We start from the raw sequence: 10,953 nt of genomic DNA on the forward strand, positions 1-10,953 counted from the left end.
TTGTGGCAATCGTAGGCCGGATAAGCGCAAGCGCCATCCGGCAAATAAGGTGGCGGGCTACAAACGTTGTCCGAGATGTTTTGTTGGTACTCGGCTTTGGTGTAAGACTGCCAGTACAACAATATTTGTGTCTTGTGCACTGTAGTAAATCATATGGCTAACATGAGGAAAGCTGTAAATATCTGCACCAAAATCATCAATTCGATGATGCCCCATGTCTGGCATTTCAGCTAACTGAGAGAGAACGCCCCGTAATTTATCTAAGATAATCCCTGGACTGTTTAGCGCCCCAATTTCTTGATGTGTAATCACGGATTTCAATAATATCGCGCTGTGCTTCTCCAGTAAGTTTGTAACTCACTTTTTATCCTTTGTGTTGATCCATCAACTCATCAAAAAAAGCATCACCATCAACAATATTGCCCAAATGAATATCGTTTTGAGCACGCTGAATTTTGGCCTTCAGTAACTGGAGCTTCATGGCTTCCATTTGTTCATAGTCCTCAATGGAGACGACAACTGCAACAGGCTTACCGTTACGGTTAATTTGCACAGGTTCTCGCTGCGCTTTAAGTAGCATATCGCCAAACTGGGTTTTGGCTTCATTTGCTGTAAGAGTATGCATATTGCCACCATTTCGCATGAATCGTTCGATTCGTTCATTATAGTCGATATCTTTCTGGGGGTCACTATGAGGTGGGTGGTCAGACAGAGGGTATTGTGAAAGTAGGCCGGATAAGCGTTAGCGCCATCCGGCACCAACTGAACCTGTAAGTAACGCTAACAGGTTTAGCCTTGCTTCACTGAAGAGTCGCCAGCGTGCTCTCAATTCTATTTAACTTCTGATTGGCCTCTTTCAGCTCATCCTGCAACCGTTGTTATTGCTCACTGTAGACCATCAGGGCGATACAACCGTTCATTACTTTGACGGTAATTTTCTGCCCGGTATCAAACCCAACTGCGCGTAGTTACCTGTCGGAAAGGATAATTTCGGACGAGAATCATGAAAGCCTTTTTGAGCAGAGAAAATATGGCAAATGACTGGAATAAGATAGGAACTTTGGCGGAAGATCACAGGAGTCGAACCTGCCCGGGACCGCTGGCGGCCCCAACTGGATTTGAAGTCCAGCCACCTCACCGGAGATGACGATCTTCCGCGCCTCGATTGCTACATGGAGGCGGGGCGCATTATAGCTACTTCCAAACGTTTCCACACCCCCTCACTCACTTTTTTAACTTCCGTTTCTCCATACCATGACCAGTTTCAAATAAATCCCCGCAAAATCCATTACTTACACTTAGACACATTTTTTGACGCTACTCTGATCACAGAAAACAAGAATCGTAATCTGATAACGAGATATCGGAATACCCGCGCTCACAGGGATGGTTTACAAGAACTGTAACCGGTATCAGTGCGTGTGAAAGTGCTAACAAGGATGCGTAATGAAAAGTGAGATTTTGTCCGTTAAAGAGAAGATTGGCTACGGCATGGGCGATACCGCCAGCCACATCATCTTTGATAACGTTATGTTATATATGATGTTCTTCTATACCGATATTTTTGGTATCCCGGCCGGTTTTGTCGGCACGATGTTCTTACTGGCTCGCGCGCTGGATGCTATCTCAGACCCTTGCATGGGACTGCTCGCCGACCGCACCCGTTCGCGCTGGGGGAAATTCCGCCCGTGGGTGCTGTTTGGCGCTCTGCCATTTGGTCTGGTCTGTGTGCTCGCCTACAGCACGCCGGATCTCAGCCTGCACGGCAAAATGATTTATGCCGCAATCACCTACACGCTGCTGACCCTGCTTTATACCGTGGTGAATATTCCCTACTGCGCGCTGGGCGGTGTGATAACCAATGACCCAACGCAGCGTATCTCCCTGCAGTCATGGCGCTTTGTGCTGGCGACGGCGGGCGGCATGCTCTCCACCGTGCTGATGATGCCGCTGGTGAATCTGATTGGCGGCGAAGATAAAGCGTTGGGCTTCCAGGGCGGGATTGCCGTGCTCTCGGTTGTGGCGTTCCTGATGCTGGCGTTTTGCTTCTTCACTACCAAAGAACGTGTGGAAGCGCCGCCGAGCAGCAACTCAATGCGTGAAGACCTGCGCGACATCTGGCAGAACGACCAATGGCGCATCGTCGGCCTGCTGACCATCCTCAACATCCTTGCCGTCTGCGTACGCGGCGGGGCGATGATGTATTACGTCACCTGGATTCTGGGTACCCCGGAAGTGTTTGTCGCCTTCCTCACCACCTATTGCGTCGGCAATCTTATCGGCTCTGCGCTGGCAAAACCGCTGACTGACTGGAAATGCAAAGTCAGCGTCTTCTGGTGGACGAACGCCCTGCTAGCGGTCGTCAGTCTGGCAATGTTCTTTGTGCCGATGCACGCAAATCTCACCATGTTCGCCTTCATCTTCGTGATTGGCGTACTGCATCAGCTCGTGACGCCAATCCAGTGGGTGATGATGTCCGACACCGTTGATTACGGCGAGTGGTGTAACGGAAAACGTCTGACGGGGATCAGCTTCGCGGGCACGCTGTTCGTGCTGAAGCTGGGTCTGGCGCTCGGCGGGGCGATGATCGGCTGGATGCTGGCGGGCGGCGGTTACGATGCCGCAGCGAAAACCCAGAACAGCGCCACCATTAGCATCATTATCGCATTGTTCACGATTGTCCCGGCTATTTGTTACCTGTTGAGTGCCGTGATTGCCAAACGCTTTTATACCCTGAAAACGCCGTATCTGACGGAAATCATGAGTCAGCTGGCTCAGGGTGCGCACCGCAATCAGCAGGATTTTTCGACGAAAGAATTACAGAACTAAGGAACCAACGATGAAAATTAGCGACGGAAACTGGCTGACGCAGCCTGGCCTGAATTTAACTCACCCGATTCAGGTATTCGAGGTCGAGCAACAGGGTAACGAGATGATTGTCTACGTTGCGCCGCGCGATGTGCGTGAACGTACCTGGCAACTGGATACTCCACTCTTCACCCTGCGCTTTTTCTCGCCACAGGAAGGCGTGGTGGGCGTGCGTATGGAACATTTCCAGGGCGCGTTGAATAACGGTCCGCACTATCCGCTGAACGTGCTGCAGGACGTCAACGTAGAGATACAAAACACCGCTGAATTTGCCGAACTGAAAAGCGGAAATTTGAGCGTGCGGGTCACTAAAGGTGAGTTCTGGTCGCTGGATTTCCTGCGTAACGGCGAACGTATTACCGGCAGCCAGCTGAAAAATAACGGCTACGTGCAGGACACCAATAGCGGGAAAAACTATATGTTTGAACGCCTGGATCTGGGCGTTGGCGAAACGGTGTACGGTCTGGGCGAGCGCTTTACTGCGCTGGTACGTAACGGCCAGACGGTGGAAACATGGAACCGCGATGGCGGCACCAGTACCGAGCAGTCTTACAAGAACATCCCGTTTTATCTCACCAACCGTGGTTACGGCGTGCTGGTAAACCATCCGCAGTGCGTGTCGTTTGAAATTGGCTCTGAGAAAGTGTCAAAAGTGCAGTTCAGCGTTGAAAGCGAGTATCTGGAATATTTCGTCATCGACGGCCCTACGCCGAAAGCGGTGCTGGATCGCTATACCCGCTTTACCGGTCGTCCGGCGCTGCCGCCAGCCTGGTCATTCGGTTTGTGGCTGACTACATCGTTCACCACTAATTACGATGAAGCGACGGTGAACAGTTTTATCGACGGGATGGCCGAGCGCAATCTGCCGCTGCACGTCTTCCATTTCGACTGCTTCTGGATGAAAGCCTTCCAGTGGTGCGACTTTGAGTGGGATCCGGTGACCTTCCCTGACCCGGAAGGTATGATCCGCCGCCTGAAAGAGAAAGGGCTGAAGGTCTGCGTATGGATAAACCCCTATATCGGCCAGAAATCCCCGCTGTTCAATGAACTGAAAGAGAAAGGTTATCTGCTCAAGCGCCCGGACGGCTCCCTGTGGCAATGGGATAAATGGCAGCCGGGCCTGGCGATTTATGACTTTACCAATCCTGAAGCCTGCGAGTGGTATGCCAACAAGTTGAAAGGTCTGGTGGATATCGGCGTTGATTGCTTCAAAACTGACTTTGGCGAACGCATTCCTACTGACGTTCAGTGGTTTGACGGTGCCGATCCGCAGAAAATGCACAACCATTATGCGTACATCTACAACGAACTGGTATGGAACGTGCTGAAAGAGACCGTCGGTGAAGAAGAGGCCGTGCTGTTCGCCCGTTCGGCCTCGGTCGGCGCGCAGCAGTTTCCGGTGCACTGGGGCGGTGACTGCTATGCCAACTATGAATCGATGGCCGAAAGCCTGCGTGGCGGGTTGTCCATCGGCCTGTCCGGCTTTGGCTTCTGGAGTCACGATATTGGCGGCTTTGAGAATACCGCCCCGGCGCACGTCTACAAGCGCTGGTGTGCGTTCGGGTTGCTCTCCAGCCACAGCCGCCTGCACGGTAGTAAATCCTACCGTGTTCCATGGGCGTACGATGATGAATCCTGCGATGTGGTGCGCTACTTCACTGAGCAGAAATGCCGCATGATGCCATACCTGTATCGCGAAGCGGCGCGCGCCAATGAACTCGGAACACCGATGATGCGCGCAATGATGCTGGAGTTCCCGGACGATCCGGCATGTGATTACCTCGACCGCCAGTACATGCTGGGCGATAGCGTGATGGTTGCGCCGGTGTTTAGCGAGGCGGGTGATGTGCAGTTCTATCTGCCGGAAGGACGCTGGACGCATCTGTGGCGTAACGACGAGGTGGCGGGCAACTGCTGGCATAAGCAGCAGCATGACTTCCTGAGTCTGCCGGTTTATGTGCGCGACAATACACTGCTGGCGCTGGGCTGCAATAATCAGAAGCCGGACTACGCCTGGCACGAAGGGACGGCGTTCCAGCTGTTCCATCTGCAGGAGGGTCGGGAGGCGATTTGTGAAGTCCCGGCGGCTGACGGTTCGGTTATCTTCACGCTGAAAGCGACGCGCACGGGTAATACCATCACCGTGCAAGGAAGTGGCGAAGCGCGTAACTGGACGCTGTGTCTGCGTAATATTACGCAGGTTAGCGGCGTGAAGGGCGGCTCATCTGTGGGCAGTGAGTGGGGAACGGTTGTCACGCCGGATGCGGATGTGCTGACGATTACCCTGTAAGTAAATCTCAACGTGGGCTGGATGGCGACGCAATGCGTTTTATCCGGCCCACGCTGCGAGCAGCATTCCAGATCTGAAAATCCAAAACATCCTGAATTAAATTTTTATCTCCCCATATTTGCGAGCAATATCACTCTGAATCCCACGAAAAATGTGATCTGCGCCGTAAATATCTCACTATTTCCCGTTTTTGTCTTATTTCTGTCCGGAATACAGGACACGATTTAGTATTGTTGGCGCATCGTAGTCCTCTTATATTTATCATCACGGATTACACGTGGAGCATCAATGCTTCTTTATAACCTAAATAATTCGAGTTGCAGGAAGGCGGCGACGCAGCGAATCCCCTGAACGTACATAAGTACGTGACTGGGGTGAGCGAGAAAAACCAACGCAAATGCAGCTTGAAGTATGACGGGTATAGATATTTAATCTGGTATGTAATAAGGGTAAATAATGCAAATGATTACCTCGCGACAAAACAGATTATTAAAATTTCTTCTGTCTAAGAAGGAATATGTCACGCTGCTGAAAATTGCCGAGTATTTATCTGTTTCAGAGAAAACTGTGCAGCGCGATCTGCGCTTACTGGAACCATGGTTATCAGAATGGAAAATAACTATCGATAAACGTGCTGGTGCTGGGGTGATATTAAGTGCCGATAATATTACCGACCTTTTATATATGGACCAGTTATTAGGATCGGAGGGTGATGATGCTGACGGCATGATGAATAATTCACGGCGAGTCAAGATAGCTTCACAGTTATTAAGCGAAACGCCGCATGAAACGTCGATCAGTAAATTATCCGAACGTTATTTCATTAGTAGCGCATCGATTGTTAACGATCTGAAAGTAATTGAATCCTGGATTACCCCGTTGGGCCTGTCGTTGATTCGTAGTCAGAGCGGCACGCACATTGAAGGTAGCGAGAGCGGTGTGCGCCAGGCGATGGCATCGTTGATTAACGGCGTGATTAACCATAATGAACCCGGCAGCGTGATTTATTCACGCCTGGATCCGGGCAGTTATAAAGCGTTAGTGCATTACTTTGGCGAAGAAGACGTTTTATTTGTCCAGACGTTATTGCAGGAAATGGAGAACGACCTGTGCTGGTCGCTCGGCGAGCCTTATTACGTCAATATCTTTACCCATATTCTGATCATGATGTACCGCATCACGCGGGGCAATGCGCTTCCGAGAAAAGAAGAGAGCATCTCTACCTGTGATGAGAACATATTTTCCATTGCCAGTCGCATGATCCAGCATATCGAAAAACGCATTGCCCACCCGCTGCCGGAAGACGAAGTCTGGTTTATATATCAATACATTATCTCCTCGGGTGTGGTGATTGAAGAGCATAATGACGTGAGTGTGATTGGCCATATGCACTCCAGCGACGAAGCGCGTTTGATTACCCATCGGTTGATTGCCACCTTCGCCGAGATGGTCGACAGCGATCTTAGCCAGGACACGGCGCTGTATGACGGATTGCTGATCCACATTAAGCCGCTGATTAACCGACTGAACTACCAGATCCGCATTCGTAATCCGTTGCTGGAGGATATCAAAGGCGAGTTGCAGGACGTGTGGCGTCTGACCCAGTGTGCGGTGAATAGGGTGTTTAGCGGTTGGGGCGAGCGGGCCGTGTCGGAAGATGAAGTGGGATATTTAACCGTGCATTTTCAGGCCGCAATGGAGCGTCAGATAGCGCGTAAACGCGTACTACTGGTCTGTTCAACGGGTATCGGCACTTCTCACTTACTCAAAAGCCGTATTCTGCGCGCCTTTCCGGACTGGACTATCGTCGGCGTGGTGTCGGCAGGCAGCCTGCCCTCTGTACTGACGGACGATATTGAACTGGTGGTATCGACGATTAATTTACCCGCGGTTGCCATGCCGGTCGTGTATGTCACTGCCTTCTTCAATGATGCGGATATTAAGCGGGTAACAGAAACGGTTATTACGGAAAAATTACATCGGGCGACGTCGCTGGTCGTTGAAAATTAATGTCTGAACTCCATGAGGTATGATTGATGGACATCACGAAAATACTCAATACAAATCGCGTTATTTTGGACATGAAGGCTACAAGCAAAACGGAGGCTATTGAGGAACTGACGGATATTCTGCAAAAAGATGGAGCAATTAGCTGTCGCGAAACGTTTATTCAGGATGTCTGGCAACGTGAGTCAGAAGGCTCGACCGGCTTCGAAAACCATATTGCGATCCCGCACGGGAAATCCTCGGCGGTGGTCAATACCACGCTGGCGATTGGGCGTACCCGCCAGGATATTCCCTGGGAAACCCTGGACGGCAGCAACGTGCGCTGCATTATTCTGTTTGCCGTACGTCTTGAAGATCAAAACACCACCCATATTCGTCTGCTTTCGCAGGTTGCTGGCGCGTTGGCAGATGACGACATTATTGAACAACTATTAGTTGAAAGTAGTCCACAAAAAATTATTGAGCTTTTTAGCCAATATGCTGAATCCAATGTCTGCTAAATAAAATGTGGAGCATGTTATGAATATTGTTTGTGTTGCCGCCTGTACGGCGGGTATTGCGCACACCTATATTGCCCGTGAGAAGTTAATTAAAGGTGCCAAAGCGCTTGGTCATAATATAAAAGTTGAAACCCAGGGCACCATTGGCACAGAAAACGAACTGCTGACAGAAGATATTTCTGCGGCTGATGTCGTGATTCTTGCTGTCGATGTAAAAATAAAAGGGGAGGAGCGATTTTCAAACAAACGCATTGTGCGAGTAAAAACTGAAATCGTCATAAAATCGCCCATTCAGTTTCTTGAAAAGGTCGAAAAATCATTAGTTAATAATAACCAGTAGCGATCCTCATTCTGGAGGGGTTTCACATGAGTGAAAATAAAATTCCGCTATCTCAGGAAATAAAAAAACATTTATTAACGGGAATTTCGTGGATGATCCCGTTAATTGTCGCCGCCGGGATCTGTATTGCTCTCGGGCAAATACTTGGCGGCACTAACGTCGGTGAAAAAACAGGAACCATTCCCTGGATGCTCAACCAAATTGGCGGCTGGGGGATGGGGTTAATCGTACCGCTGATTAGTGCGGCGATTGCGTACTCCATTGCTGACCGTCCGGGATTCGCGCCGGGCCTGATTGTCGGCTTCGTCTGCGGAGAAATTCATACCGGTTTTATCGGTGGGATGCTGGGCGGATTTCTGGTCGGTTATACCGTCCTGCTGCTCAAGCGCTATATCCGTTTGCCGCAGTCGATGCAGGGGTTGATGCCCATCATGGTGCTGCCGGTACTGAGTACCGTTATCGGCGGCCTGTTGATGATGACGCTGATTGGCAAGCCGATTGCCTGGTTGCAGGACGCGTTGATTCATCTGCTGGAGTCCATGCAGGGCGGATCCCGCTTTCTGATGGGCGCTATCCTCGGTGCGATGGCGACATTCGACTTCGGTGGGCCGGTGAATAAAACCATGTCGCTGTTTGCTGACGGCATGCTGGTCAGCGGCGTGTACGGTCCGGAAGCGGTGAAGTTTGTTGGTTCGATGATCCCTCCATTTGGCATTACGCTCTCTTTCCTGCTGACGCGTCACAAGTACACCCGTGCGGAACGTGAGGCGCTGAAGGCCGCATTCCCGATGGGGATCTGCATGATTACCGAAGGGGTTATTCCGATTGCGGCGCGCGACCTGCTGCGCGTGGTGGGCTCCTGCGTGGTGGCCTCGGCGATTGCGGGTGGCCTGATTATGGTGTGGGGTGTCGAAAGTCCGGTACCGCACGGCGGCATGTTTGTGGTTCCGCTCTTTACGCATCCGCTGCTGTTTTGCCTGGCGCTGGGGATCGGTACGGTGATTTGTGGCGTCATGCTGTCGCTGTGGAAGAAACCGGTAACCGAGCGTGATGAAGAGTTTGACGAACTCAGCGATCAACAGCTGAAAGACGAAGAAATCACCTTCACCCTGGAATAACCGGAGGCCATATGTTTGCCGATATGAAAAGCATGGTGACCAAAGCCTGGCGCGAACAGTACGCGCTGCTGGCCATCAACTGTATGAACCTGGAAAGCGCCCGCGCAGCGGTGCGAGTGGCGGAGAAACACCGTGCGCCCATCATTCTGAATTTGTATCAGGGGCATCTGGAGCATTTTCCGGCCCCGATAGCGGCAGCGGTGGTCAAAACGCTGGCAGAGGAAGCCTCGGTACCGGTCGCGCTGGCGCTGGATCATGGAAAGGATCCTGTACGCATTCGCCAGGCTTTTCGCGCCGGATTCAGCGGCTTAATGATCGACGCCTCCGCCTTTGCGCTGGAGGAGAACATTCGCCAGACCCGGGCGGTGGTTGAGCTTGCAGCCAGCGTTTCTCTGTGCGTGGAAGGCGAGCTGGGTCATCTGGCCGATGCTCCGTGCTATGACCACGCCGCTAACGCTGATTTGATGACCCAGGCCGCTGACGTGGAACCCTTTATCCAACAGACCGGGATCGATTTGCTGGCGGTGTCGGTGGGTACGGCACACGGCATGTACGCGCCGGGCATCACACCTGCTATTGATTTCCAGCGGCTGGAGGAAATAGCCCGGTTATCAACGGTGCCGCTGGCGCTGCATGGCGGCAGCGGGACGCCGTTTGACCAGCTACAACGCTGCCCGACGTTTGGTGTCGCCAAGATAAACGTTGGTGCGGCGGTTTTCGAAGCCGGAAAGGCTGCGCTACTGCATACCCTATGTCGCGACACATCCGGTGAACTCGTTGATGCCCTGGCCCTGATGGAACAGGCCTGCGAGGAAGCCATTATTCCGTACCTGCAGGCCAGCGGCGCTATCGGCAAAGCCTGATTCATTTTCTGTAACGCCTTCTATGCCTCTGCGATGACGCACTGGCAGGGCTTTCTACACCCTGAAACTGGAGAATTAACATGTTAGTTTCGATGAAAGAATTACTGCAACCTACCCGTCAGCACGGTTTTGCCATCGGCGCATTCAACGTGGCGGACAGCTGCTTTGTACGTGCAGTAGTGGAAGAAGCGGAAGCGACCAATACCCCGGCGATTATCTCCATTCACCCCAGCGAACATGATTTTGTCGGCGATGCGTTTTTTAGCTACGTCCGTGATATCACCCTGCGCAGCCCGGTTCCCTTTACTCTGCATCTGGACCACGGCGCTTCGGTTGAGCATGTCCTGCGGGCGATTCAGTGTGGGTTTACCTCGGTGATGATTGATGGCTCGCTGCTACCATATGAAGAGAATGTGGCGCTGACCCGCGAAGTGGTCAAACTGGCGCATGCGGTAGGTGTTTCGGTAGAAGGGGAGTTGGGAACGATTGGCCAGACCGGGACGTCAGTGGAAGGCGGCGTGTCGAAGGTTACTTATACCGATCCTGCTCAGGCAGAGGATTTTATCGCCCGAACGGGTGCAGACACGCTGGCGGTGGCGATTGGAACCGCGCACGGGATCTACCCGAAAGGGATGCAGCCAGAGCTGCAAATGAACATCCTGCGCGACATCGCCGGGCGTGTGGATATTCCGCTGGTGCTGCACGGTGGTTCCGCGAACCCGGATGCGGAAATTGCCGAATCCGTGACGCTGGGCGTTGGCAAAATCAACATTTCCAGCGATATGAAATACGCCTACTTCCAGAAAGTCCGCGAAATCCTGGCGAAAGAAACCTGGTGGGACCCGAACGTAATCTACCCGGAAGCCATTAGCGCCGCGCGGGACGTGATCCGCCACAAAATGAAACTGTTCGGTTCAACCGGCAAAGCATCACTTTACTAACGGCATGCAGGCGGGGCGACCCGCCT

At 52.1% G+C, this 10,953-nt stretch carries 10 protein-coding genes, 1 tRNA gene and 1 pseudogene; 8 read left to right on the forward strand and 4 right to left on the reverse strand.

Annotation, left to right across the window (positions count from 1 at the left end; translation table 11 throughout):
- Positions 1-57 precede the first annotated feature (57 nt).
- From FDW94_RS23710 to FDW94_RS01745, 4 genes and pseudogenes are all read right to left on the reverse strand, one after another.
- A complete protein-coding gene (locus FDW94_RS23710) occupies positions 58-225 on the reverse strand; it encodes a type II toxin-antitoxin system RelE/ParE family toxin (RefSeq protein ID WP_349290452.1) in 168 nt (55 codons plus the stop codon).
- A gap of 139 nt (positions 226-364) precedes the next feature.
- A complete protein-coding gene (locus FDW94_RS01735) occupies positions 365-625 on the reverse strand; it encodes a type II toxin-antitoxin system Phd/YefM family antitoxin (RefSeq protein WP_008786497.1) in 261 nt (86 codons plus the stop codon).
- Positions 626-800: 175 nt separating this feature from the next.
- A pseudogene (locus FDW94_RS24675) lies at positions 801-986 on the reverse strand (hypothetical protein); the annotation flags it as partial.
- 75 nt (positions 987-1,061) lie between these two features.
- A tRNA-Sec gene (locus tag FDW94_RS01745) sits at positions 1,062-1,156 on the reverse strand.
- A 290-nt stretch (positions 1,157-1,446) separates the two neighbouring features.
- Between FDW94_RS01745 and FDW94_RS01750 the strand changes: the two genes are divergently transcribed.
- The 8 genes from FDW94_RS01750 (at position 1,447) to FDW94_RS01785 (ending at position 10,927) form a co-directional block, all read left to right on the forward strand.
- A complete protein-coding gene (locus FDW94_RS01750; RefSeq protein ID WP_137377035.1) occupies positions 1,447-2,829 on the forward strand; it encodes a glycoside-pentoside-hexuronide family transporter in 1,383 nt (460 codons plus the stop codon).
- Between the two features lie 10 nt (positions 2,830-2,839).
- Positions 2,840-5,158 (forward strand): alpha-xylosidase, encoded by a 2,319-nt coding sequence (yicI, locus tag FDW94_RS01755; protein WP_137377036.1) that lies wholly within the window; start codon positions 2,840-2,842, stop codon positions 5,156-5,158.
- A gap of 456 nt (positions 5,159-5,614) precedes the next feature.
- Positions 5,615-7,168, forward strand: coding sequence for a PRD domain-containing protein (locus FDW94_RS01760; RefSeq protein WP_137377037.1), 1,554 nt, complete (start codon positions 5,615-5,617; stop codon positions 7,166-7,168).
- Between the two features lie 26 nt (positions 7,169-7,194).
- Positions 7,195-7,665 (forward strand): fructose PTS transporter subunit IIA, encoded by a 471-nt coding sequence (locus FDW94_RS01765; RefSeq protein ID WP_008786490.1) that lies wholly within the window; start codon positions 7,195-7,197, stop codon positions 7,663-7,665.
- 19 nt (positions 7,666-7,684) lie between these two features.
- Positions 7,685-8,005, forward strand: coding sequence for a PTS fructose transporter subunit IIB (locus FDW94_RS01770; protein WP_003827230.1), 321 nt, complete (start codon positions 7,685-7,687; stop codon positions 8,003-8,005).
- Between the two features lie 26 nt (positions 8,006-8,031).
- A complete protein-coding gene (locus FDW94_RS01775) occupies positions 8,032-9,123 on the forward strand; it encodes a PTS fructose transporter subunit IIC (protein ID WP_137377038.1) in 1,092 nt (363 codons plus the stop codon).
- A gap of 11 nt (positions 9,124-9,134) precedes the next feature.
- Complete coding sequence (locus FDW94_RS01780; protein WP_032945395.1) at positions 9,135-9,986, forward strand: class II fructose-bisphosphate aldolase; 852 nt, start codon at positions 9,135-9,137, stop codon at positions 9,984-9,986.
- A gap of 80 nt (positions 9,987-10,066) precedes the next feature.
- Positions 10,067-10,927, forward strand: a complete 861-nt coding sequence (locus tag FDW94_RS01785; protein ID WP_003024018.1) for a ketose-bisphosphate aldolase — start codon at positions 10,067-10,069, stop codon at positions 10,925-10,927.
- Positions 10,928-10,953: the final 26 nt, after the last annotated feature.

Origin of the sequence: Citrobacter sp. wls757 (assembly GCF_005280935.1) — a bacterium.
In the GTDB taxonomy this organism is placed as follows: Bacteria; Pseudomonadota; Gammaproteobacteria; order Enterobacterales; family Enterobacteriaceae; genus Citrobacter; species Citrobacter portucalensis.

Excerpts from the sequence above, each read along its gene's own strand:
- FDW94_RS23710 (WP_349290452.1), bottom strand. The coding sequence starts at position 225 with ATGCCAGACATGGGGCATCATCGAATTGATGATTTTGGTGCAGATATT.
- FDW94_RS01735 (WP_008786497.1), bottom strand. The coding sequence starts at position 625 with ATGCATACTCTTACAGCAAATGAAGCCAAAACCCAGTTTGGCGATATG.
- FDW94_RS01750 (WP_137377035.1), top strand. The coding sequence starts at position 1,447 with ATGAAAAGTGAGATTTTGTCCGTTAAAGAGAAGATTGGCTACGGCATG.
- yicI (WP_137377036.1), top strand. The coding sequence starts at position 2,840 with ATGAAAATTAGCGACGGAAACTGGCTGACGCAGCCTGGCCTGAATTTA.
- FDW94_RS01760 (WP_137377037.1), top strand. The coding sequence starts at position 5,615 with ATGCAAATGATTACCTCGCGACAAAACAGATTATTAAAATTTCTTCTG.
- FDW94_RS01765 (WP_008786490.1), top strand. The coding sequence starts at position 7,195 with ATGGACATCACGAAAATACTCAATACAAATCGCGTTATTTTGGACATG.
- FDW94_RS01770 (WP_003827230.1), top strand. The coding sequence starts at position 7,685 with ATGAATATTGTTTGTGTTGCCGCCTGTACGGCGGGTATTGCGCACACC.
- FDW94_RS01775 (WP_137377038.1), top strand. The coding sequence starts at position 8,032 with ATGAGTGAAAATAAAATTCCGCTATCTCAGGAAATAAAAAAACATTTA.
- FDW94_RS01780 (WP_032945395.1), top strand. The coding sequence starts at position 9,135 with ATGTTTGCCGATATGAAAAGCATGGTGACCAAAGCCTGGCGCGAACAG.
- FDW94_RS01785 (WP_003024018.1), top strand. The coding sequence starts at position 10,067 with ATGTTAGTTTCGATGAAAGAATTACTGCAACCTACCCGTCAGCACGGT.